Origin of the sequence: Winogradskyella thalassocola, assembly GCF_900099995.1 — a bacterium.
Classification (GTDB): Bacteria; Bacteroidota; Bacteroidia; order Flavobacteriales; family Flavobacteriaceae; genus Winogradskyella; species Winogradskyella thalassocola.
Window position 1 is genome coordinate 20,361 of the sequence record NZ_FNCZ01000003.1, and the last position, 23,480, is coordinate 43,840.

Sequence of the window (23,480 nt, forward strand, 5' to 3'; positions counted from 1 at the left end):
GTTTAAAGATTTGTAAAACCATTCCATACAAAAATACGTAAGTAGAATGCTATTAACTCATATTCTTTTCTTCGAATGGGATTTAATTGCTATGAAAAGTAAAGGCCATCTTTAACGAGATGGTCTTTTTCTACTCGATACTAATTGTATTTCTAAAACCGATGTCTGTCTGTTGGTCAAATAAAAACTCAAAATAACCTGCATCACCTTTTTGTCCTTGTATTGTGGTTTTTGCTCTACCGATTTCTAATCCAGATTTATTATAAGCTTTAGCGATAACTTCTGTGTCCAGCGCTGTTTCAAAAATTAAATATAAGGTGAGTTTATTGTTGTTATTATGATTTTGACTATCAACCGTGTAGACGCCTGTTTTTAAACCATTTTTTAATAAGCTATCTGATAAAACAATTTTGCATTCTAAGGTTTTGTCAACTCCTTCCGAAACACCATCAAAGAATTCTGTCGCAGATTCACCAACGATTTCACCTCCTCTATTTAAACCTTCTTTAGTTTTGTTTGCGATGCGGTTACAAGAGAATAAGCACAAAGTAATTAATAGAATTAGTATGCGGAATGAATTCATAATAAAATTATTTAAGCGAACTAAAAGTAATGAATTTAACGTGTGTATTTCTTAATCTTATCAATGATTTTTTGAAAATTAGAATAGAGAAACTCATTCGTTTTGGCATAATAAAATGAGATAAAACAAACTACAGAAAGAAAGAGTAGGGCGCCAATTACAGCTTGCCACGGCTCTAAAGTTCTACCAATAGTCTGGTGTAGTCCAAGCCCCGTTAAACTTCCATAAATGATAATGAAATGAATAACGTAAATGGATAATGTTTTTTGACCAATTTTTAAAATTAACGGTTGTTTTATGTAGTTTTCTGCTAAATAAAATAAAGAGAACAAAATCAATACATTGCCTAGTCTGGTAAAAAGATAATTATAGTAAGCAACCTCTTTTAAAATCGAAATGTCGAAGGTATAGTAGAGTCTCATCAATGCTTCAGAAGAGCCGAAAATAAGCGCAATCCCAACAACAAAAAAACCAGAAACAATAGCTGTTTTAAATTTAGGACGTTCCACATATCGATAAAATAATGTAGCTATAAAAGCACCAAAGGCCACATAACCAAACCAAGGAATTATAGTAAAAATAGAACCATTTGCCTTTGATAAGTAATTTGAAAACAACATAGGAACTTTAGGCAATTCCAAATAGCGGTATAAGGGTTCGGTTATAAAAATAGCCAATCCTAGAAGTAACATAATTATTGAAAACAGCAAGGTTTTCTTAAATGTAATCTTGTAGATACATACTACAAGTATTAATGATAGTCCTATGCATTGCAGTACATCTATGACTAAAAAAGACTCAGGAAATTTACCCGTTAGCCATTCAAAAATAGGCGCACGTAACAAATAGCCAATACCAATAAGCATGGCGCCTCGTATTAGACCTTTGTGCATACGTTTCTTAATCGTTCCGTTTTGCTTCGCTCTAATTATTAAATAGGAAAAAATAAGACCAGAAATCGTAAAAAATGTTGGTGCCGTAATACCCCTTAAGTATTCCCAAACTTTATAAGCCGGATACATAGGATTTCGGTATGAAACTTCTAAAAGTGTATCTATAAAATGCCCTTGTAGCATCATTAAGATAGCGAATGCCCTTACAGCATCTATAAAATACAAACGGTTTGTGCTCAAGTTAAAATTGGTTGGTCTGCAAATGTACTATTTTGGTCTGCAAATGTTGTGTTTTGGAGCTGGAATAAAATAATCTCACGCTCTTTTGGAGTGTGAGATCATTTTATTCACTGTGTTTTACCAGAGTTTTATTCTATTAATATTTCAATAGCTTTTGGTATAAAGTATTCTTCTTTTACGCTATAAATTGTGTGAAAATTTCCTTTTATAGTTAGTTTAGGGTTTACAAGAAGTTTTGATTTAGCTACACTATCTGTTATATTCAATTCAGGTATTTCTAAAATGATGCTTTCTTTTGATTCTGAAATTTGTCCCTTAAAAGTCTTTTTAAATGGATGAGTTTTTGAGATGGTAAACTCATCGATATATTCGCTTTCGTCTTTCGTCAAACTTGGTCCCTCAATGAAATGTTTTTTTAATTCTTGTGAGAATCCTAATTTCGTGCTTGTTGCATGAAATGAAATTTTTAGATTATTAAGGTTTTTTTTAATTCTGATTTTCTTTTCTCCATTTTTAGGGGATACTACAACAGTTATTTTAAAGTAGTCATTAACGCTATATGATGCTTTATCCGTTAAGAAATAAAGTTCAGTATCAGAAAAGTCATTTTGATTACAACTGAAAATCAAAATTAAAAGTATTGAATATGCTAATATGTTCTTCATTCCTCATATGTTTTACAACTTTAATAATTGCTGTCACTCTTAATGACCGTTATCAAGCGCTATGCTAATTTAATATTCTCCTACTTAAAATCAATAACTTAGATTCCCATTTATAAATTAATTGTAAACATTTTACCATAAATTCAAACCGTTTACTACATTTATAATCTATGGAATTTTTAAATCAACTACTCAGTGACTTTTCATCATTAGCTTGGGGTTTGCCTTTGCTTATTTTATTAATTGGTGGAGGTTTATATTTATTAATACGCTCTCATTTTTTACCATTTCGGTATTTAGGCCATGCCTTAAATGTGCTTCGTGGAAAATATGACGACCCAAATGATCCTGGGGAAATTTCTCATTTTCAGGCCTTGTCTACCGCACTGTCGGCAACCGTTGGTATGGGAAACATTGCAGGTGTTGCTGTAGCCATTTCTATTGGTGGACCAGGAGCTGTATTCTGGATGTGGATTAGTGCCGTAGTAGGGATGTCTACAAAATTCTTCACCTCTAGTTTAGCAATTATGTATAGAGGTAAAGATAGTGCGGGCGAAATTCAAGGTGGCCCAATGTATTTTATTATGGAAGGCTTAGGAAAATCTTGGAAGCCTTTAGCGGTCTTTTTTAGTCTATGTGGACTAATTGGAGCCTTACCTGTTTTTAATGTCAACCAGCTTACACAAGCCTTAAATGATATTTTATTAATCCCGAATGGCGTAGAGGTTGGATTGTATACTAATCTCACCATTGGTGTAATTTTAGTATTTATTACAGCTTTAGTTATTTTGGGCGGTATCAAACGTATTGGAAATGTAGCATCGCGCTTAGTGCCAAGTATGGTGGCTTTATATTTTGTATTGGTTATTATCATTCTTGTAGCACATAGCGATGTTTTAGTGTACTATCTAAAACTGATATTTACAGATGCCTTTGCGGCTAATTATTATCCTAAAGACGATACGTTTTTAGGTGGAGTTTTAGGAGCATTAATTCTACATGGAATTAAGCGCGGAGCATTTTCTAACGAAGCCGGAATTGGGACAGCACCAATGGCTCATGGTGCAGCCAAAACTGATGAACCTATTCGAGAAGGTTTGGTCGCTATGCTCGGCCCTGCAATAGATACCTTAATTGTTTGTACACTTACAGCATTGGCTATTTTAGTTACTGGTGTTTGGGAAACGACTTCCGATAATGGAGTGAGTCTTACCGCTTCTGCCTTTGCAGATGTGTTGCCTAACTATGGAAAATACTTGTTGTTACTTTGTATTGCTGTCTTTAGTATGAGTTCGTTATTTTCATATTCGTATTATGGTACAAAATGTATGTCATTTCTCTTTGGTGCAGATAAAAAGCATTACTACAATTACTTCTATATTTTAAGTATCCTCATCGGGGCAACTACAAGCTTAAGCATGATGATTAATCTTATTGATGGTGTCTTTGCTTTAATGGCAATTCCGACGATGTTAGCTACACTAATCCTAGCACCAAAAGTGATTACTGAATTAAAACGATATACCACTCAATTAAAACAGACTAAACATGACACAAAAGAAAGATCCTAAAGGCTATTGGAAAGCCAATATAAAATATGTCTTAATCTTACTCGCCATATGGTTTGTGGTGTCTTATGGTGCCGGCATTTTATTTAAAGAAGAGTTGAATACCATAAAACTAGGAGGTTTTAAATTAGGTTTTTGGTTTGCACAACAAGGATCAATGTATGTGTTTGTTGTACTCATTTTTGTGTATGTGAAATTGATGAATAACCTAGATAAAAAATTCGGTTATGATGAATAATATATTATTAATGGCCGAAATGGATGTTCAAACATGGACGTATATATTAGTCGGTATCACATTTACACTTTACATCGGAATTGCAATTTGGTCTAGAGCAGGTTCTACAAAAGATTTTTATGTTGCAGGTGGCGGAGTATCTCCTTTAGCAAATGGAATGGCAACCGCAGCAGATTGGATGAGTGCGGCGTCATTTATTTCCATGGCTGGTATCATTTCTTTTGCGGGTTATGATGGCGCTGTTTATCTTATGGGATGGACAGGCGGTTACGTGTTACTGGCTTTACTTTTAGCACCATATTTACGGAAGTTTGGGAAATTTACCGTTCCCGATTTTATTGGTGATCGTTATTACTCTAACACGGCACGTTTAGTTGGAGTTATTTGTGCACTTATTGTATCGTTTACGTATGTGGCAGGACAAATGCGAGGTGTAGGATTGGTGTTTTCTCGTTTTTTGGAAGTTGATATTAATACCGGAGTTATTATAGGGATGATAATCGTATTGTTTTACGCTGTTTTAGGTGGTATGAAAGGCATTACCTATACGCAAGTTGCACAATATTGTGTACTCATATTTGCGTTTATGGTTCCAGCAATTTTTATTTCAATTCAAATGACCGGTAACCCGATTCCACAATTAGGATTTGGAAGTACGTTGTCTGATGGCTCAGGAACGTATTTATTAGATAAGCTTGACGGATTAAGTACAGATCTTGGTTTTACGGAGTATACCGAAGGTTCAAAATCTACGATTGATGTTTTTGCGATTACTTTAGCATTAATGGTCGGGACAGCAGGATTACCACATGTTATAGTTCGATTCTTTACGGTAAAACGTGTTAAAGATGCTCGTAAATCTGCAGGATTAGCGTTGTTACTTATTGTAATTTTATATTCTACAGCTCCGGCGGTTTCCGTGTTTGCAAGAACAAATATGATTGAAACGGTATCTAATCAACCTTATGCAGAAATGCCAGAATGGTTTAAGAAATGGGAGACTACAGGATTAATAACATTTACGGATAAAAATAATGATGGTATAATTCAATATGTAGCAGAAGCCTCTAAAAATGAATTAGTAGTTGATAATGATATCATGGTATTGGCAAATCCTGAAATTGCTAAACTTCCTAATTGGGTTATAGCATTGGTTGCGGCTGGTGCATTAGCCGCTGCATTATCTACTGCTGCAGGTTTATTATTAGTTATTTCGGCATCAGTGTCTCACGATTTAATTAAGAAAATGATAAATCCTAATATCTCTGAAAAGAGCGAATTAATAGCTGCGCGTTTATCAGCTGTTGTAGCGGTTTGTGTAGCTGGTTATTTTGGGATTAATCCACCAGGTTTTGTAGCTGCAACAGTGGCTTTAGCTTTTGGTTTAGCCGCAGCGTCATTCTTTCCAGCAATCATTTTAGGTATTTTTTATAAGAAGATGAATAAAGAAGGAGCGATAGCTGGTATGGTTGTAGGTATAACGACGATGTTATTTTACATGACTAAATTTAAGTTTGGATGGTTTGGTGGTGGTGATAAAGCCGATTGGTGGTTTGGAATTTCACCAGAAGGATTTGGTACTGTTGCTATGCTCATTAATTTTATCGTATCAATAGCTATAATGAAATTCACGAAAGAGCCACCTCAAAATGTTCAAGATTTAGTTGAGGACATTAGAATTCCTAGTGGTGCTGGTGAAGCTAGTGAACATTAATTAAATTGTAAAGTAGTAATAACGAGACTTATTTATTCACGGAAGCTTTAAATTGTTGAGGCGTCATCAATTCCGTTTTCTTAAATTGTCTGTTGAAGTAACTCGTATTATTGAAACCAGATTGAAACGCGATTTCAGACATTCTTAAATTTGGGGATGCTTTAATAAGTTTTTTAGAAAACTTAATCTTTTCCGAATTAATATAGTCAATAGGAGAAATGCCTAAAGTATTTTTAAACTGCTTATGAAAGTGAGACGTACTCATATAAGCTTTCTTCGCCAACTGATCTACTGAGATATCTTTATTGGTTAGATTATCTTTAATAAACTTAATGACAGTGCCAATTCTGGTATCATTAAAAATATGAGTATCATTAACAATTAGAGATTTCGCTTTGGTTTGAAGTAATCTGACGATTAATTCTTGAATCATTAAATCTAGTAACACATCTTTAGATTTATTACTATTTGTAAAGGTATAAGTAAGTCGTTCTAATAAATGGTTCACATCAACATTATTTATTAGATGTGATGTGGTTTTATCTAGATCCCAATTATTATTTTCATTTTCTATGGCCACATGATGATTAAATTTTTCGACGACTTCTAAAATTTTAAAAGCATCAATACCTAAGGCCAAACATTGTGTGGGTTTATGTTTTGTGGCTATCGGAAAATCAATAATCATTTCTTTATTTGTAGGCATAACTACAGATTCTCCTGGGAAAAAGTCGAAAGCATCAAAACCATCAAGATGCATTACTTTTTTTCCAGTAAGCATACTAGCTATAATAGGAAAGTCGAAAGTTAAAGACACTTTCTCAGCGATGGCATGTGTTTCATAAATATTAAGTTCAGCATATTCCGCATTATAAGTCGTCCTATTTTCTACTAATGTAGTTAGTTTTCTATGAATTTTATGTTGCGATAATAAGTTGCTCATATTCAATATTACAAAAAATTAGTCTTAAAATTTGTTAATAATAGATATGTTCAAAAAGATAATCAATATGTTCAAGTTAATTGGGATTTGATAAAATAACTTTATCAAAACTAAAGTATAAATAATTTTTATGCTAAATAAATAAATAATTAACAATAAAACGTATTAAGGTATGAGCTATTCTAAACCAGTATTTAAAGACAAGTATTCCAATTTTATAAACGGAAAATTTGTGCCACCAGTTGGAGGAGACTATTTTGAAAACACATCTCCGGTAGATGGAAGTGTCATTGCAAAATATCCAAGATCACAAAAAGAAGATGTAGAAAATGCCGTTGAAGCTGCAAATGCGGCAAAAGATGCTTGGGGAAATACATCAGCTGCAGAACGCGCAAGACTTTTAAATAAGGTAGCAGATATTATAGAAGCCAATTTAGAAGAATTTGCCGTTGTTGAAACCTGTGATAATGGAAAGCCCATCCGAGAAACGCTAAACGCGGATATTCCTTTAGCTGTAGATCATTGGCGTTATTTTGCTGCATGTATTAGAGCAGAAGAAGGAAGTGCTACTGAGTTAGATCAACATACCTTATCCATGAATATTAAAGAACCATTAGGGGTTGTTGGTCAAATTATTCCTTGGAACTTTCCGTTATTAATGTTGTCGTGGAAATTACCTCCAGCATTAGCAACCGGTAACTGTGTGGTATTAAAGCCAGCAGAACAAACTCCTTCCTCAGCAACGTTATTAATGGAGAAAATTGCAGATGTGTTTCCTCCAGGTGTATTAAATGTTGTTCATGGGTTTGGTCCAGAAGCAGGAAAACCTTTAGCCTCGAGTTCTAAAATTGATAAAGTGGCGTTTACAGGAGAAACTACTACAGGACAATTAATTATGCAATATGCCTCTAAAAACCTAAATCCAGTGACGATGGAGTTAGGAGGGAAATCGCCAAATGTGTTCTTTAATAGTGTGATGGATGAAGATGATGCCTTTTTAGATAAAGCCATTGAAGGAGCCGTTTTGTTTGCGTTTAATCAAGGTGAAGTATGTACTTGCCCTTCGAGAATTTTAGTGCAAGAAGATATTTATGATGCTTTTATGGAACGCGTCGTTGCAAGAACAAAAGCTATTGTACAAACTAGTCCTTATGATATCAACTCAATGGTTGGGGCACAAGCGTCTAATGATCAATATGAAAAAATTCAGGCGTATTTTAAAATAGGTAAAGAAGAAGGAGCTAAAGTTTTAACAGGTGGTGAAGCTGCAAAGTTAGAGGGTGATTTAGCAAATGGTTATTACATTCAGCCTACAATTTTAGAAGGTCACAATAAGATGAGAGTTTTTCAAGAAGAGATTTTCGGTCCTGTGGTTTGTGTCACTAAATTTAAAGATGAGGCTGAAGCCATAGAAATTGCTAACGATACGATGTATGGTCTTGGAGCAGGAGTTTGGACTAGAGATGCACATCAGTTATATCAAATACCGAGAGCGATTAAAGCCGGCCGAGTTTGGGTAAATTGTTATCATGCTTATCCTGCTCATGCACCGTTTGGTGGTTATAAAAAATCTGGATTTGGTAGAGAGAATCATTTAATGATGATGAACCATTATAGACAAACTAAAAACATGTTAATCTCTTATGATAAAAACAAATTAGGTTTCTTTTAGCATTATATTAATAGCTGATTAGGGCTGGATTAGAATATTTAATTCAGTCCTTTTTAATGAACTCAACTTCAATTCTAAATATAAAAGACTATGAAACGCGTAGAAATTACAGAGAAAGCGGCAGAAATCGTAAGGCAGTTACAAGCTAAACATGGAGATTTAATTTTTCATCAAAGTGGAGGTTGCTGTGATGGGTCTGCACCGATGATTTTTGAAAAAGGAGATATGTATTTAGATGAAAGTGATATTCTTTTAGGTGAAGTTGAAGGAGTGAATTTTTATATGAACCAAGATCAGTTCGAATATTGGAAGCATACCCACTTGACTGTTAATGTTACTGAAGGTCGTGGTGCTAGCTTTTCATTAGAGATTCCATTAGGTCTTCGGTTTTTAATTCATTCGCGTTTATTAACAGAGGAAGAAGCTTCTTTTTTCAATCCAAAATAACTATCTTTTTAGCGCCAAAAAACTAATTAATACATATGAGTAATTACCACATTAAACAATTTGAAGAATATTTTCAAGTCTATAGAAAATCAGTACGTAATCCAGAACAATTTTGGGAAGAAATAGCTGAAGAACATTTTACATGGAAAAAGCGATGGTCTAATGTTTTAAGTTATGACTTTAAGAAAGCTGAATTCAAATGGTTCGAAGATGCTAAGCTTAATATTACAGAAAACTGTATAGATAGACATCTACATACCAGAGGTGATAAAACGGCTATTTTATTTCAGCCTAACAATCCAGATGAAGAAGCAGAGCATATCTCTTACAGGCATTTGCATGAACGTGTTTGTAAATTGGCGAATGTGTTAAAAGATAAGGGTGTTAAAAAAGGAGATGTCGTTTGTGTTTACTTACCAATGATACCAGAATTAGCAATTTCAATTTTAGCATGTGCACGGATAGGTGCTATTCATTCTGTCATTTTTGCGGGCTTTTCTGCAACAGCAATATCGTCTCGAATTAATGATTGTAACGCCAAAATGGTAATAACCTCAGACGGTTCATATCGAGGCTCTAAAACAATTGACTTAAAAGGAATTGTAGATGAAGCTCTAAATGATACACCAAGTATAGAATCTGTTTTGGTTGTGAACCGAATTAATTCAGATGTATATATGAAAGAGGGGCCTGATGTTTGGTTGCAGCCACTTTTAGATGATGCTTATGCAGAATGTACTGCCGAAGTTATGGACGCGGAAGACCCGTTATTTATTTTATACACATCGGGCTCAACAGGAAAACCCAAGGGTATGGTTCATACCATTGGAGGTTATATGGTTTATACGGCTTATACGTTTAAAAATGTTTTTCAATATCGTGATAATGACGTGTTTTGGTGTACTGCAGATATAGGTTGGATTACTGGTCATAGCTATATTGTTTATGGACCTCTAGCAAATGGTGCTACATCTGTAATGTTTGAAGGTGTGCCGAGTTATCCAGATTACGGACGTTTTTGGGATATTGTAGAGAAACATAAAGTCACACAATTTTATACCGCACCAACGGCTATTAGGGCTTTAGCAAAACAAGGATCTGAATTTGTTGAAAAATATGATTTATCATCATTAAAAGTGTTAGGATCTGTTGGAGAACCTATAAACGAAGAGGCATGGCACTGGTACGATGAAAACGTCGGAAAAAAGAAGAGTCCGATTGTAGATACGTGGTGGCAAACCGAAACAGGAGGTATTATGATTACACCAATTCCTTTTTCTACTCCAACAAAACCAACTTATGCAACCTTACCATTTATTGGTGTTCAACCAGCATTAATGGATGAGAATGGTCAAGAGCTAAAAGGTAATCAAGTGGAAGGACGTTTGTGTATTAAATTTCCTTGGCCAGCGATGGCAAGAACGATTTGGGGAAATCATAAACGTTACCAGGATACATATTTCTCTGCTTATGATAATATGTATTTTACAGGAGATGGTGCCTTAAGAGATGAGGTTGGTTATTATAGAATCACAGGTCGAGTAGATGATGTCATTATAGTTTCTGGTCATAATTTAGGAACAGCTCCTATTGAAGATGCCATTAATGAGCATCCAGCGGTGTCAGAATCTGCCATTGTAGGTTTTCCACATGATGTTAAAGGAAATGCATTATATGGTTATGTCACCTTGAAGGATGTTGGTGAGAGTAGAGATCATGGAAATTTAAGAATGGAAATTAATCAGCTTATTACAGATCGTATAGGACCAATAGCCAAACTCGATAAAATTCAATTTACAGAAGCATTGCCGAAAACCAGATCGGGTAAAATTATGCGTCGTATTTTAAGAAAGATTGCAGCTAATGAAACGGATCAATTAGGCGATACAAGTACATTATTGAATCCTGAAGTCGTTCAGGATATTATTAATAATGTGAAATAAAGTGTATTCAGACTAAATTTAAAATCCAAAACTTAAATTAAGTTTTGGATTTTTTTTGTTTTTGAAACCGTAGGGTTTATCTATTCAGATTTAGACTCTTTTGATTTTTGAACAATAGCTTTTAAACGTGCTTTGCGCTCTTCAACTTGAGACTTTTTCTTATTCTTTATCTGATTAATAAGTTTCGTATGTTTGGCTTTGTTATTTGTGTTTTTCTCTTTGCCTTGTTTTGCCATTGTTTTTGAAATTGTTTTCAGAGTGTAAAACTAAGCATAATTTAATATATACATAATAGTATTGTTTAGTTCTTAGATTTAAGAATACCATTTACTTTTTTATCTTCGCTTCAAATTAAAAAATGTTATGCTAAAAGCAGTATTATTTGATATGGATGGTGTCATTGTTGACACGGAACCTTTACATCGTAAAGCGTATTATCAAATGTTCAATGATGTTAATATCGAAGTAGATGATTTACTTTATGAATCTTTTACGGGGCAATCTACCATCAATATTTGTAAACGTTTAGTCGATCATTTTAATTTGAATGACGAACCGGAGCAGCTAGTTAGTATTAAACGAAAGCATTTTAAATTCTTGTTTGAAAACGATTCAGACCTCACCTTAATTGAAGGTGTTTTAGATCGTATAAAAGATTACCATTCTAACGGTTTAAAATTAGTTGTGGCATCATCTGCATCTATGCCAAATATAAACCGCATCTTTAATCGTTTTGAATTGAATCAATTCTTCATCGGTAAATTTAGTGGAGCCGATTTAGAAAAATCAAAACCACATCCAGAAATCTTTATTAAAGCTGCAGAACACACCGGATTCGATAAAAAGGAATGTATGGTGATTGAAGATTCTACCAATGGTATAAAAGCAGCACATTCCGCAGGTATTTTTTGTGCAGGTTTTAAAAGTGAACATTCATCAGGTCAAGATTACACAAAAGCTAATGTTGTGATTTCTGATTTTAAAGAATTGGCGTATTCAAAAGAGCACCTCTTTTTTAAGCATTAATGTTAGCCTAGTATAGTTTTTAAATTGATATAGCTAGTGCTATTTATGTCTTATTAATGTCATTTGTTTTTATTCTGTTTTCTATTGCTTCGATAGGTTCTCGACGCAATTGGTGTATAAATTTTTAATATTTTATGTAACAAGGGTATGTGTTAACTAGTTGTTATATAGTGACTTGTCTATATGTGTGTCTTATTTAGATATTTCTTATCTTGTACAGTGTCAAACTTATATTAACAAACAACTCATCATTATGAATATCAAAAAACGAATTGCCTTTAGACTTTTGTCTTTAGCGTTACTTGCGTGTGCGTTTATAGTACCACAAAATTTAGAAGCTCAGCGTAAAAAGAAAGACAAAAAGAGTAAAACGGAAGCGCCTGCGCCAAAACCAAAAAAGGAAAAATCAATAAAAGATCTTACCAAGTCAAGCAAAAAGATAGAAGGCCTTTTTACAATGTATAGAGATACCATTACAGGTAGTTTACAGATGGTGGTCAGTGAAGCGCATTTAGATAAAGATTATATTCATTTTAACCAAGTTTCAAATGGAGTTACTGATGCTGGTCGATTTAGAGGGGCCTATGGAGGTTCAAAAGTTTTTAAGGTAAAGAAGTACTATGATAAAATAGAATTTGTATCTCAAAATACATCCTTTTATTTTGATCCCGAAAGTGCGATTTCTAAATCTAAAGACGCCAATACGAGCGAAGGTATTATGGCAACTGTAAAAATTGAAGCACATGATAAAAAAGAGGGTTTATATTTAATAAAAGCAGATGGTTTATTTTTAAAAGAAACGTTTACGCAAGTTAAACCACCTCGTTTTCCAGGCTCTAGTCCAATGGCTTTTAGTCTTGGTAATCTTGATAAGACAAAAACAAAAATTAATTCGATCAATAATTATGAAGATAACACAAACCTTGAGGTTGAATATGTATACTCAAGTCCTTCAGTATTAAATGGTGGGTCTCAAGCTATAGCCGATGGTAGAAACGTAAGTATTAAGGTGTTTCATAGTTTAATTGCCATGCCAGATAACGGCTATGAGCCTCTGTTTGATGACCCAAGAGTCGGTTATTTTACAACCCAAGTTAACGACCAAACGGCTACTAATTCCGCACCATATAAAGATTTAGTACACCGTTGGAATTTAATTAAAAAAGATCCTGAAGCAGCAATCTCAGAGCCGGTTAAACCTATTACGTGGTGGATGGAGAATTCTACACCTGTAGAGTGGAGAGAAACAATTACACAAGGAGTTTTAGAATGGAATAAAGCGTTTGAAAAAGCAGGATTTAAAAATGCAATGGTCGTAAAAATGCAACCAGATGATGCTGATTGGGATGCTGGAGATATTAACTATAATGTATTACGTTGGACGTCTTCACCAAACCCACCTTTTGGAGGATATGGACCTAGTTTTGTGAATCCAAAAACGGGAGAAATAATTGGTGCTGATGTTATGTTAGAATATGTGCATTTTACGAATAGAGTGTTCTACGATCAATTATTTGATTTAGCAAAAGCAGATACTGAATTTGATGCATCAGAGTATTTAAAAAAGAATAAAGTATTATGTTCTTTTGGTCATGTAATGCACGAAAACACCTTATTTGGGCAAGCATTAATTGAAACTACAGGGGGATCAGATTTAGAAATGTCTCGTATGAAAAAAGAATCGATGCTAGCTTTAATTATGCATGAGGTTGGGCATACACTTGGACTTAATCATAATATGAAAGCAAGTCAATTATTTTCACCTGAGGAATTAGCAGACAAAGAATTTATAGAAGGGAAATGTTTAACTGGTTCTGTTATGGATTACGCAGGTATTAATATTACTAACGACAGAGCTAAGCAAGGTCAATATTACGATACATCTGTTGGGCCTTATGATGTTTGGGCAATTCAGTTTGGATACACACCTTTTAAATCTGAAGGGGAAAAAGTAGCGTTGCTTAACAGAAGTACTGAACCAGAATTAATATTTGGTAATGATGCGGATGATATGCGTGCACCAGGAAAAGCAATTGATCCTAGAGTGATGATTGGGGATTTGTCTAACGATCAAATTGGGTATTCTATTGATAGAATTAAGTTAGTCGATAACATGATGAGTGATGTTAAAACTAAATTCGCTAAAACCGGAGAATCATATCAAGAATTAAGACGTGCTTATTACTTATTGAGTGGTCAACGTGCTACTGCTGTTAATGTCATTTCAAGATTTATTGGTGGTGTTTATGTAGATAGAGCAATGATTGGGCAAGAAGGCGGTACGCAGCCGTTTACACCAGTTAGTCTAGAGGATCAAAAGCGTGCAATGAATGCTTTAACTAAATATGCTTTTGCGCCTACAGCTTTTAGTGCACCAAGTGAGTTATATAATGATTTAGCGATGCAACGACGTGGTTTTGGTTTTATGAGAGGTACAGAAGATCCTAAAATTCATCAACAAGTATTAACGTATCAACAGAATGTATTGAGACATGTTTTGCATTATAATACCTTACAGAGAATCACAGATAGTGAGTTGTATGGTAATGAATACAATTTATCTCAATTCATGACCGATTTAAACTCAGCCATTTTTAAAGCAGATATTTATAAAAATGTAAATTCGTTTAGACAAAATTTACAAATTTCTTATACCAATACACTTATTGATATGCTAACAGGAAAACAAAGTAGTCGTTATTCTAATAATGCCAAATCGATGGCGCTTTATAATTTAAAGCAGATTAGAACTATGGCAACACCTAGTGGTAATGTCTCTAGTAAAGCGCATAAAGAGCACTTACGTACATTAATTGATAATGCACTTAAAGAAGTAAAATAATAACGAGACTTAAGCGCATAAAAAAAGCACAAATTGCCGTTCATTTAGCAATTTGTGCTTTTATTTTTAGGGTTTGTTTTTATCCTTCAAAATCCATGTCGTCACCGCCGTTTCCTGGGCGATTTGAGCGCTCACGTTTATTTAACTGCTGATTAAATCTATAAATAAATGATAGATTAACTTGGCGTTGTCTCCACTGGAATTCACCATCACGTCTAAAGAAATCTGTAGTCGTTACACTTTGGTATTTTCTAGAGTTTAATAAATCTCTAACGTTTAATGATATTGTAGCTTTGTTATTAAGGATCTCTTTACTAAAGGCTAAATCTAGAGAAAATATACCTTCTGTCTCTGATTGTGCATCTTGTCTTGGGCCTCTGTAAAAAGCACTAGTTTGCCAATCTATCGCTAATGGTAAAGTAACCTTAGAGCTAAAGCGCGCAAACCAACTTGTGTTTTTTGCACTGTAATCTATACCATTAAAATCACCTTCTGTTTCAAACTGAAAGAAATTGAAACTAGAATTTAATCGCAACCATTTTGCTGGGTTGTACATAAGGCCTAATTCAGCTCCTGTACGCTTATTTGTAGAAAGGTTAATTGGAATTGTTCTAATGATATCAATACCATCTGTAGTTTGCTCTTCTGTATTTTCCTGAATACGTTCAAAAGCATCAGTTTCATGTTGGTAATAAATAGAACTTGTCACTGTGAATTTTTCCCAACGCTTTAAGTACCCTAAATCGAATGTGCTCGAAAATGCAGGATCTAAATCTGGGTTTCCTTGCCATATGTTTGTTCTACTAGATCGTGATGGAAATGGGTTAATATATCGACCACGTGGACGGTTTATTCTTCTATTAAAACCTAGTGTTACACTTTCTTCAACATCAGAATCCTTATTCGAAAGATTATAAATAAGGTTAACCGTTGGAAATAAGCCTAAATAATTTTTTTCAAAATTCAGTTCTCCACTTGTGTCGCCTGAATCAACTTCACCTTTTAATTGTGTGTTTTCTAATCTCAGTCCTAATAAAAATGAAAACTGACCAAATTTTGTACCGTACTGCGTGTAAAGTGCATTTACATTTTCGGTATAATCAAATATATTAGAAATGCCATCATTTCGTTCTAAATCTCCTGTTACTAAGTTTTCTTGGTCTAGCTGATAATCAGTATTGGTATTTTTAAAATTACCACGATATCCAGCTTCAAAACGAGAATCTGCACCAAGAGGTAAAACATAATCAGCTTGAAGTAAATATTCCTTTTGCTTTTCATCTGTAAACTCTTGTTCTATTTGAAAAGGTGAAGGATCTGTTTGATTTGTGCTTACATAATTTTCATTTAAATATGTATAACCATCTTCAGCGTCATTTTCAAATTGAAAATCTGCAGTTAATTTATGATCGCTATCGTCTCCAAAACGTTTTACATAATTCAATGCAATTTGATAACTATTACTTTTTTCTGTTTCTTTTTCTCTACGACGTGTTTCTTCGATAAGAACGTTACTATCATTAAAACGCTCACTTTTATTTATAGATACGTCGGCATCAGTACCAAAATTGTAGAAAAAACTACCTGTAAGTGAGGACGATTCATTTAGAAAGTACTCCATGCCAATATTAGAGTTGTAGTTTCTATTCAGTCTATCTACATCTTGTTTTTCGTGAATGTTTCGGTATTGAGGTGTTACAATGTCACCATCAACAGTGCGGTCAAAATATTCAACATCGGTATCACTTAAGCGTGGTGCGTCGGAATATCTCCATCCAAAATTTGAGAATAAGTTATATTTTTCTGTACGGTAATTTAGTGTGGCAGATACACCTACATTGTCTGGATTTCCGACAGTTAAATTAACAGATCCATTGAATCCTAACGTTTCTTTTTGTCTTAATATAATATTTAAGATTCCGGCTGTACCTTCAGCATCGTATCTTGCAGATGGTGACGTAATCACTTCGACACGCTCAATCGCTTCTGCTGGTAATTGACTTAAGATGTTGCTATCTCCAAAACCAGCCATAGCAGAAGGTTTTCCGTTTATTAAAATACGAACGTTTTCATTACCTCTAAGGCTAATGGCTCCTTCAACATCTACAGCAACAGACGGTACATTGTTAAGCGCATCGCTTACAGTACCACCAGCGGTTGTTAAATCTTTTCCGATGTTGTAAACTTTCTTGTCTAATTTTATTTCTACCGTAGTTCGCTCTGCAACGACCATAACTTCATCTAAAGTGTCGACGTCTAAGGCTAAACTAATAGTGCCTAAATTGGTGTCTTTAGTAATGTTTTGTTCCGGGAAACTTTTTGTTTTATACGATATATACTCTACAGATATAATGTAAGCTCCTTCTGGAACTTCTACCTTAAATTTTCCTTTTGTATCGGTAATACCACCAGTAATAATTTTATTATCTGCCTTTGTTTTAATAACAACTGTAGCATATTCTAAAGGAATGTTAGTGTCTTCTTCAATAACGGTACCTTCAATTTTAAACTCTTTTTGAGCAAAGGAAAAGGTGAATGAAAAGATAAGGAATAGTGTAGTTAAGGTGTGTAGTTTCATCGCAATGAGTTAGTATTTGATGCATTGATTAAATGCAAAAATACATTTCATTGTTTTATATTTGGTTAATCTTATGTTAAAGAGAAATAGGGCCAGAATTTATTTAAAGTTGTCTAAAAACCCTTTAGTCTTTGTTGTTTTTACGTTTATCTTTCTTACGCTTTTTCTTCTTCTTTTTTACGACTTCTTTTTCATTAAAATCACCTTTAATCAGTTCTCTTATTTTACCCATATCAGCTTCAGAAATGAGCTCCTTTAATTCTAAAAAGTGAGAGTCTTCTAAATTTTTTATAGCAGTATCACGATCTAGATGATGCTCAAATCTAGTTTTTAGTAATGCTATTTTCTTTTCAAGAAAACTGTTTATATTTAGTTTAATGATTTGCTTTTGAAAATCATCTGCTTCTAGAGTCGTTAAGAAATTGGCAATATATTCTTCTTTTCGTTCTTCAGCTTCGCGTTCGTATTTTGCAATTTCTTGCTCCGTAGGTTCTCTATTGCTTTGAGGAATATTGTTCTGGCTACCTCCTCGCATTTGAGCGTTAATATTTAAGCTTAAGAGAATGATGAAAACTAGTAAAACTGTCTTTTTCATGTGTTTGTGTTTATTGTTTTATGGTCACATGCTGTTCGCTTTAAATCATTTTCTTAGTTGATAAAAATTTGAACATGCTCGTTTCATGTTGGTAAAGTTATATAATGTCTTTGATTGCTTCTGGTGGTCTGCCAATTACAGCCTTATCTCCATTAATTACAATCGGACGTTCTATGAGTTTTGGATGATTAACCATAGCTGCAATAATTTCATTATCAGAAAGGGATTTTCCTTTGAATTCCGATTTCCAAATAGCTTCGTTTTTTCGGATTAAATCTATAGGTTCTATACCCAATTTTATAATCACGTCTTGTAGTTCTACAGATGTTAAATCTTCTTCTAGGTATTTTATAATTTCAAATGCTTTACCGGATTCTTCTAATATAGAAAGGCCTTGTCTCGATTTGGAACATCGTGGGTTGTGGTATATTTCAATCATTTTATGCAGATTTTATTTTAGTAACTATAATATTACAATTTTAATGCCGAATCTTCTTTTTGTCCCATCATCATTAAGTATGCTTTTAAAAACGGTTCAATAGCACCATCCATAACAGCGTCAACATTTCCTGTTTCGTGAGCAGAACGTACATCTTTAACTAGCTTATAAGGATGCATTACGTAATTTCTGATTTGACTTCCCCATTCAATTTTCATTTTTCCAGCTTCAATATCATCACGCTGTGCCATTTGTTTTTGTAACTCAATTTCGTACAATTGAGACTTCAACATTTGCATTGCTCTATTTCGGTTATCGTGCTGAGAACGTGTTTCTGAACATTGAATTTGAATTCCAGAAGGTTTATGTAAAAGCTGAACTTTTGTTTCAACTTTGTTTACATTTTGTCCACCAGCTCCGCTAGATCTGGCTGTTGTGATTTCAATGTCAGATGGATTAATATCTATTTCAATAGTATCATCAACCAATGGGTAAACATATACTGAAGCAAAACTCGTGTGGCGTTTGGCGTTGCTATCAAAAGGAGAAATACGTACCAAACGATGGACGCCGTTCTCGCCTTTAAGCCAACCGAAAGCAAAATCGCCTTCAATTTCTAAAGTTACAGTTTTTATCCCAGCAACATCTCCTTCTTGCATGTTAAGCTCTCTAACTTTATAACCGCTTTTTTCGGCATACATAAGATACATACGCATTAACATGTTTGCCCAATCACAAGATTCTGTTCCGCCGGCACCAGCTGTAATTTGCAATACAGCACTTAAACTGTCACCTTCTTCAGAAAGCATGTTTTTGAATTCTAATTTTTCAATCGCATTAACTGCCGTTTCAAAACGTTCTTCAACATTTTCCATCGGAGCTTCGTCTTCCTTGTAGAATTCGTAAATAACTTCTAAGTCTTCAAAAAGTGATTTGGCGTCGTTATAGTCGTTAACCCAACTCTTTTTCTCACGAATAGATTTCATAATCAATTCGGCAGCTTTGGAGTCATTCCAAAAATTAGGGTCAAAAGTTTGCTCTTCTTCGTTAGCGATTTCTATGAGCTTAGCATCTAAGTCAAAGATATTGTCTAAGTACGTCTAGACGGGAATTGAGATCTTTTATTTGATCTGATGTTATCATAGTGTAAGATAATTTTATACAAATATAAGGCGCGTTAATAAAGTGCCATAATTTTGAATCGGTTTTTTGGAAATTCCGTAGTTTTATGACTCAATACTTTATTATGAAAAAATTATACGTTCTGTTTGGATTCTTTTTGATCTGCTCTCAATTTCAAGCTCAAATTTTAGACAAGAAAGATCTAAAAACCTACGAAGGCTACTTCGACTTTTATTATGAAGAAAGTACCGATAAAATCTATCTTAAAGTTAAGAAATTGAATAATCAATTTTTATACGTGAATTCTTTAGCGTCAGGAATTGGAAGCAACGACATCGGTTTAGATAGAGGTCAGTTAGGAACTGAGCGTGTTGTCTATTTTGAAAAAGCGGGAAACAAATTATTACTCATTCAACCCAATTTAAAATACCGAGCAAACACTAAAAACACTTTAGAAAAGAAGAGTATCCAACAGGCTTTTGCAAAGTCCGTATTATTTGGGTTTAAAATTATGTCTGAAAAAGACGATGTATACGTCATTGATTTTACTCCGTTTTTAATGGAGGATACCCATGGTGTAGCCCATCGTTTAAAAAAGATGAAAGAAGGAACTTATAAATTAGATGCTTCAAAAAGCGCTTTATCCTTAGAGCGCACAAAAGCGTTTCCTAAGAATGTAGAGTTTGAAGCTTTACTGACTTTTAAAGGTGAACCAACGGGTAAGAATTTAAGAAGTGTAACGCCAACGGCTTCTTTAGTGAGTGTTGTTCAACATCATTCGTTTATTAAGTTGCCAGATAGCAACTATAAACCAAGAGTTTTTGATACGCGTAGTGGAGCGATTTCGATGTCTTATATGGATTATGCTGCACCTATTGAAGAGGATATCACTAAACGATTTATTATTAGACATCGTTTGGAAAAGAAAAACCCGAGGTCTAAAATGAGTGAGGCTAAAGCCCCAATTATCTATTATTTGGATCCAGGAACACCAGAACCTGTGCGTTCTGCTTTATTAGATGGAGCGAAATGGTGGAATGAAGCTTATGAAGCCATTGGATTTAAAGACGCATTTCAGGTGAAAATACTGCCAAAAGATGCAGATCCTATGGATTGTAGATATAATGTGATTCAGTGGGTACATCGCAGTACAAGAGGTTGGAGCTATGGTGCTAGTGTTGTGGATCCTAGAACGGGTGAAATTATTAAAGGGCATGTGAGTTTAGGTAGCTTACGTATTCGTCAAGATTTTCTCATTGCGCAAGCTTTAATGAATAAGCCGTTTGCAGAACGTGATGATAATTACCAGCCTATGTTAGATATGGCTTTAGCTAGAATTAGACAATTAAGTGCCCACGAAGTCGGACATACTATTGGGTTTGCTCATAATTTTGCCGCAAGTACAAATAACAGAGCATCGGTTATGGATTATCCACATCCTCAGGTTACTTTAAAAGATGGTGAAATTGATTTTAGTAATGCCTATGCCACAGGAATTGGTGATTGGGATAAAGTCACCGTCGCTTATAGTTATTCTGAATTTGATAAAAAGACGAATGAGGAAGATGCCTTACATGGCATATTGAAAAAAGCACAAAATGATGGTTTACGTTTTATTACCGATTCTGATGCGAGAGCAGCTGGCGGAGCACATGCTTTGGCACATTTGTGGGATAATGGAAAAACACCAACGGAAGAGTTGAATGCTGTTTTAGACTTACGAAAACAAGCCATTGCTAATTTTTCTGAAGATAATATTAAAGCTTATCAACCTTATTCAGTTTTAGAAGATGTATTTGTGCCTCTTTATTTTTACCATCGTTTTCAGGTAGAAGCAGCGACAAAGGTTATTGGAGGCTTAGATTATAATTATGCCGTTAAAGGAGATGAACAGTTACGATCTAAATCTGTTAGTGCATCTACACAAAAGGAAACTTTAACTGCTGTTTTAAAAACTTTGGAGGCATCAACTTTAGCGATACCAAAAGATAAGTTAGACTTGTTTCCGCCTAGAGCTTTCGGTTATAAAAGTTCGCGAGAATCTTTTAAAGGCAAAACAGGAGTCGCGTTTGATCCTTTAAGTGCTGCAAATACGGCAAGTGATATGACATTGAAATTTTTATTGCATCCGCAACGTGCTAATCGTTTAATTTTGCAGAAAAGTTTAGATGAAAATCAATTGAGTTTACAAGACGTTATAGATGACCTTTTAAAAGCGTCCTTTGAGAAAACACATACAGATTCATATCTAACGGAAATACAATATCAAATCAATGTCAATGTTTTAAAATATCTTATGAATTTAGCAACAAATGAAGAAAGCTATTTTCAGACTAAAGCGATTGCCAATAAAACGATATCTGACCTTCTAAGACAATCTTTGAATCTTGAAGCGATGCATATGCAATACGGAATTATGATTAAAGAATTTTACGAGCATCGAGAAAAATTCAAATTAGAAAGTTCACCTAAAATACCAGATGGTTCACCAATAGGTAGCGATATTTGTAATTACAATTCAAATTGAACTCTATGTTGGTCGAATCTTTCGGCTACGCTCAAGGTAAATTAAAGTCAAAACCTATTAAAAAAAATTGTTTAACTAAAAAAAATCCCATTTTCATGGGAAATATATATGATTATAGATTTAAGAAGTGATACCGTTACAAAACCATCAAAAGGCATGTTAGATGCTATGATGTCTGCCCAAGTTGGCGATGATGTTTTTAGAGAAGATCCTACAGTTAATGAATTAGAAGAACGTTTAGCAAAATTATTTGGCAAACAAAAAGCATTATTTTTTCCATCAGGAAGTATGGCGAATCAGATTGCTATAAAGTTGCATACCAATCCAGGAGAACAAGTTATTTGTGATAAATACGCTCATATTTATAATTATGAAGTTGGAGGAGTGGCTTTTCATAGTGGAGCGTCTTGTAAACTCATTGATGGTGATCGCGGTATGTTTACGGCAGAACACGTAAAAGAAGCTATTAATCCTTCAGAATATTATTACAGTCAAACCAGTTTAGTTGAGGTAGAAAACACAACCAATAAAGGTGGAGGAGCGTGTTGGGATTTTGAGGAATTAGAAAACATTAAAAAGGTCTGTAAAACTAATAACCTAGGGTTTCATTTAGATGGTGCACGCTTATGGAATGCTATGGTTGCTAAAAACGAAACGACGATGCAATATGGTCAGCTTTTCGATACGGTTTCAGTTTGTTTAAGTAAAGGCTTAGGTTGTCCGGTCGGTTCTGTGTTGATAGGTGATGCCGAGATTATGAAAAAATCCTTGAGTTTAAGAAAGCTTTTTGGAGGTAATATGCGACAAGTTGGTTATTTGGCTGCTGCAGGTTTGTATGCTTTAGATAATAATATTGAACGACTTGCAGACGATCATAAAAGAGCAAAAGAAATAGGAGCGGAGTTATCTAAATTATCCATAATTAGAAAAGTAGAACCTATTGAAACCAATATTGTCATTTTCGAATTAAATGATGGTGTGGATGAAGCACAATTCCTGAATAACTTAAAAGAAAAGAATATTCATATTATAGGAATGGGAAGTAATAAACTTAGAATGGTCACACATTTGGATTATACAGACCAAATGCATGACAAACTTTTAAGTGAGCTAAAATCTATTTAAACATATCCATTCCAGGAATATTTGGCATGCCTTCTTTAGCGACAGCAGCTACTTCTGTTTCGTGAACGTTGGTTGCTTTTTCAATCGCTTTGTTTAGTGTTAGGATTAAATAATCTTCTAACATGTCTTTATCTTGAAGTAATTCATCAGCAATATCAATAGATTTAATTGTTCTATTGGCTGTAATCGTTACTTTCAATTTATTGTCAGTACTCGCTTCGTCAATTAAAACGGTATGTAAGCGCTGTTTTGTTTCTTCTACTTTCTTTTGAGCATCTTTTAATTTGCCCATCATTCCCATCATATCTCCAAACATAATC

At 34.2% G+C, this 23,480-nt stretch carries 20 protein-coding genes; 10 read left to right on the plus strand and 10 right to left on the minus strand.

The window, feature by feature from the left end; genetic code table 11:
- Nucleotides 1–130: 130 nt before the first annotated feature.
- The 3 genes from BLT80_RS09235 to BLT80_RS09245 form a co-directional block, all read right to left on the minus strand.
- Nucleotides 131–583, minus strand: coding sequence for a hypothetical protein (locus BLT80_RS09235; RefSeq protein ID WP_092467342.1), 453 nt, complete (start codon nucleotides 581–583; stop codon nucleotides 131–133).
- 35 nt (nucleotides 584–618) lie between these two features.
- Nucleotides 619–1,716, minus strand: a complete 1,098-nt coding sequence (locus BLT80_RS09240) for a heparan-alpha-glucosaminide N-acetyltransferase domain-containing protein (protein ID WP_092467343.1) — start codon at nucleotides 1,714–1,716, stop codon at nucleotides 619–621.
- A gap of 128 nt (nucleotides 1,717–1,844) precedes the next feature.
- Nucleotides 1,845–2,381 carry a hypothetical protein gene (locus BLT80_RS09245; protein ID WP_092467344.1) on the minus strand — a complete coding sequence of 179 codons (537 nt, stop codon included), beginning with the start codon at nucleotides 2,379–2,381 and terminating at the stop codon, nucleotides 1,845–1,847.
- Between the two features lie 170 nt (nucleotides 2,382–2,551).
- Between BLT80_RS09245 and BLT80_RS09250 the strand changes: the two genes are divergently transcribed.
- From BLT80_RS09250 to BLT80_RS09260, 3 genes are read left to right on the plus strand one after another with little or no spacing between them, the layout of a single operon-like run.
- A complete protein-coding gene (locus tag BLT80_RS09250; protein ID WP_092467345.1) occupies nucleotides 2,552–3,952 on the plus strand; it encodes an alanine/glycine:cation symporter family protein in 1,401 nt (466 codons plus the stop codon).
- A complete protein-coding gene (locus BLT80_RS09255) occupies nucleotides 3,930–4,187 on the plus strand; it encodes a DUF4212 domain-containing protein (protein ID WP_092467346.1) in 258 nt (85 codons plus the stop codon). The genes BLT80_RS09250 and BLT80_RS09255 overlap by 23 nt, the downstream gene beginning before the upstream one ends.
- A 19-nt stretch (nucleotides 4,188–4,206) precedes the next feature.
- Entirely contained in the window at nucleotides 4,207–5,901 is a 1,695-nt protein-coding gene (locus tag BLT80_RS09260) for a sodium:solute symporter family protein (protein WP_092467962.1), read from the plus strand.
- Between the two features lie 28 nt (nucleotides 5,902–5,929).
- Here BLT80_RS09260 and BLT80_RS09265 read toward each other — a convergent pair whose 3' ends face one another.
- Nucleotides 5,930–6,844: an AraC family transcriptional regulator gene (locus tag BLT80_RS09265; protein ID WP_092467347.1), complete on the minus strand. Its 915-nt coding sequence runs from the start codon at nucleotides 6,842–6,844 to the stop codon at nucleotides 5,930–5,932.
- 172 nt (nucleotides 6,845–7,016) lie between these two features.
- Here BLT80_RS09265 and BLT80_RS09270 point away from each other — a divergent pair, with 172 nt between their 5' ends.
- The 3 genes from BLT80_RS09270 (at nucleotide 7,017) to acs (ending at nucleotide 10,906) form a co-directional block, all read left to right on the plus strand.
- Entirely contained in the window at nucleotides 7,017–8,516 is a 1,500-nt protein-coding gene (locus tag BLT80_RS09270) for an aldehyde dehydrogenase family protein (protein ID WP_092467348.1), read from the plus strand.
- A gap of 90 nt (nucleotides 8,517–8,606) precedes the next feature.
- Nucleotides 8,607–8,963 carry a DUF779 domain-containing protein gene (locus tag BLT80_RS09275; protein ID WP_092467349.1) on the plus strand — a complete coding sequence of 119 codons (357 nt, stop codon included), beginning with the start codon at nucleotides 8,607–8,609 and terminating at the stop codon, nucleotides 8,961–8,963.
- Between the two features lie 35 nt (nucleotides 8,964–8,998).
- Nucleotides 8,999–10,906, plus strand: a complete 1,908-nt coding sequence (gene acs, locus BLT80_RS09280) for an acetate--CoA ligase (RefSeq protein ID WP_092467350.1) — start codon at nucleotides 8,999–9,001, stop codon at nucleotides 10,904–10,906.
- 80 nt (nucleotides 10,907–10,986) lie between these two features.
- Here the strand turns inward: acs and BLT80_RS20060 are convergent, their stop codons facing one another.
- Nucleotides 10,987–11,142: a hypothetical protein gene (locus BLT80_RS20060; RefSeq protein WP_175455580.1), complete on the minus strand. Its 156-nt coding sequence runs from the start codon at nucleotides 11,140–11,142 to the stop codon at nucleotides 10,987–10,989.
- Nucleotides 11,143–11,269: 127 nt separating this feature from the next.
- On the opposite strand from BLT80_RS20060, the gene BLT80_RS09285 reads away from it, so the two are divergent.
- On the plus strand, nucleotides 11,270–11,932 hold the full coding sequence (locus BLT80_RS09285; protein ID WP_092467351.1) for an HAD family hydrolase: 663 nt from the start codon (nucleotides 11,270–11,272) through the stop codon (nucleotides 11,930–11,932).
- Nucleotides 11,933–12,185: 253 nt separating this feature from the next.
- Nucleotides 12,186–14,774, plus strand: coding sequence for a zinc-dependent metalloprotease (locus tag BLT80_RS09290; RefSeq protein ID WP_092467352.1), 2,589 nt, complete (start codon nucleotides 12,186–12,188; stop codon nucleotides 14,772–14,774).
- Nucleotides 14,775–14,853: 79 nt separating this feature from the next.
- On the opposite strand, the gene BLT80_RS09295 is transcribed toward BLT80_RS09290, so the two are convergent.
- The 4 genes from BLT80_RS09295 to prfB all read right to left on the minus strand — a co-directional run bounded on the left by BLT80_RS09295 (nucleotide 14,854) and on the right by prfB (nucleotide 19,529).
- A complete protein-coding gene (locus tag BLT80_RS09295) occupies nucleotides 14,854–17,352 on the minus strand; it encodes a TonB-dependent receptor (RefSeq protein WP_092467353.1) in 2,499 nt (832 codons plus the stop codon).
- A 124-nt stretch (nucleotides 17,353–17,476) separates the two neighbouring features.
- Nucleotides 17,477–17,947: a hypothetical protein gene (locus tag BLT80_RS09300; protein WP_139181039.1), complete on the minus strand. Its 471-nt coding sequence runs from the start codon at nucleotides 17,945–17,947 to the stop codon at nucleotides 17,477–17,479.
- A gap of 97 nt (nucleotides 17,948–18,044) precedes the next feature.
- Complete coding sequence (arsC, locus tag BLT80_RS09305) at nucleotides 18,045–18,386, minus strand: arsenate reductase (glutaredoxin) (RefSeq protein WP_092467355.1); 342 nt, start codon at nucleotides 18,384–18,386, stop codon at nucleotides 18,045–18,047.
- A gap of 32 nt (nucleotides 18,387–18,418) precedes the next feature.
- A protein-coding gene (gene prfB / locus BLT80_RS09310) for a peptide chain release factor 2 (protein ID WP_139181040.1) occupies nucleotides 18,419–19,529 on the minus strand; the annotation gives its coding sequence in 2 pieces (ribosomal slippage) (nucleotides 18,419–19,465 and nucleotides 19,467–19,529; 1,110 coding nt in all).
- A gap of 103 nt (nucleotides 19,530–19,632) precedes the next feature.
- On the opposite strand from prfB, the gene BLT80_RS09315 reads away from it, so the two are divergent.
- Nucleotides 19,633–22,035 (plus strand): zinc-dependent metalloprotease, encoded by a 2,403-nt coding sequence (locus BLT80_RS09315; RefSeq protein ID WP_092467964.1) that lies wholly within the window; start codon nucleotides 19,633–19,635, stop codon nucleotides 22,033–22,035.
- A 108-nt stretch (nucleotides 22,036–22,143) separates the two neighbouring features.
- On the plus strand, nucleotides 22,144–23,160 hold the full coding sequence (locus BLT80_RS09320; protein ID WP_092467357.1) for a threonine aldolase family protein: 1,017 nt from the start codon (nucleotides 22,144–22,146) through the stop codon (nucleotides 23,158–23,160).
- Here BLT80_RS09320 and BLT80_RS09325 read toward each other — a convergent pair.
- Nucleotides 23,153–23,476: a YbaB/EbfC family nucleoid-associated protein gene (locus BLT80_RS09325; RefSeq protein WP_092467358.1), complete on the minus strand. Its 324-nt coding sequence runs from the start codon at nucleotides 23,474–23,476 to the stop codon at nucleotides 23,153–23,155. The two genes, BLT80_RS09320 and BLT80_RS09325, sit on opposite strands and share 8 nt — an antisense overlap.
- Nucleotides 23,477–23,480: the final 4 nt, after the last annotated feature.

Bases quoted from the DNA above. Each gene is read 5' to 3' on its own strand.
- BLT80_RS09235 (WP_092467342.1), bottom strand. From the start codon at position 583: ATGAATTCATTCCGCATACTAATTCTATTAATTACTTTGTGCTTATTC.
- BLT80_RS09245 (WP_092467344.1), bottom strand. From the start codon at position 2,381: ATGAAGAACATATTAGCATATTCAATACTTTTAATTTTGATTTTCAGT.
- BLT80_RS09250 (WP_092467345.1), top strand. From the start codon at position 2,552: ATGGAATTTTTAAATCAACTACTCAGTGACTTTTCATCATTAGCTTGG.
- BLT80_RS09255 (WP_092467346.1), top strand. From the start codon at position 3,930: ATGACACAAAAGAAAGATCCTAAAGGCTATTGGAAAGCCAATATAAAA.
- BLT80_RS09260 (WP_092467962.1), top strand. From the start codon at position 4,207: ATGGATGTTCAAACATGGACGTATATATTAGTCGGTATCACATTTACA.
- BLT80_RS09265 (WP_092467347.1), bottom strand. From the start codon at position 6,844: ATGAGCAACTTATTATCGCAACATAAAATTCATAGAAAACTAACTACA.
- BLT80_RS09270 (WP_092467348.1), top strand. From the start codon at position 7,017: ATGAGCTATTCTAAACCAGTATTTAAAGACAAGTATTCCAATTTTATA.
- BLT80_RS09275 (WP_092467349.1), top strand. From the start codon at position 8,607: ATGAAACGCGTAGAAATTACAGAGAAAGCGGCAGAAATCGTAAGGCAG.
- acs (WP_092467350.1), top strand. From the start codon at position 8,999: ATGAGTAATTACCACATTAAACAATTTGAAGAATATTTTCAAGTCTAT.
- BLT80_RS20060 (WP_175455580.1), bottom strand. From the start codon at position 11,142: ATGGCAAAACAAGGCAAAGAGAAAAACACAAATAACAAAGCCAAACAT.
- BLT80_RS09285 (WP_092467351.1), top strand. From the start codon at position 11,270: ATGCTAAAAGCAGTATTATTTGATATGGATGGTGTCATTGTTGACACG.
- BLT80_RS09290 (WP_092467352.1), top strand. From the start codon at position 12,186: ATGAATATCAAAAAACGAATTGCCTTTAGACTTTTGTCTTTAGCGTTA.
- BLT80_RS09295 (WP_092467353.1), bottom strand. From the start codon at position 17,352: ATGAAACTACACACCTTAACTACACTATTCCTTATCTTTTCATTCACC.
- BLT80_RS09300 (WP_139181039.1), bottom strand. From the start codon at position 17,947: ATGAAAAAGACAGTTTTACTAGTTTTCATCATTCTCTTAAGCTTAAAT.
- arsC (WP_092467355.1), bottom strand. From the start codon at position 18,386: ATGATTGAAATATACCACAACCCACGATGTTCCAAATCGAGACAAGGC.
- BLT80_RS09315 (WP_092467964.1), top strand. From the start codon at position 19,633: ATGAAAAAATTATACGTTCTGTTTGGATTCTTTTTGATCTGCTCTCAA.
- BLT80_RS09320 (WP_092467357.1), top strand. From the start codon at position 22,144: ATGATTATAGATTTAAGAAGTGATACCGTTACAAAACCATCAAAAGGC.
- BLT80_RS09325 (WP_092467358.1), bottom strand. From the start codon at position 23,476: ATGTTTGGAGATATGATGGGAATGATGGGCAAATTAAAAGATGCTCAA.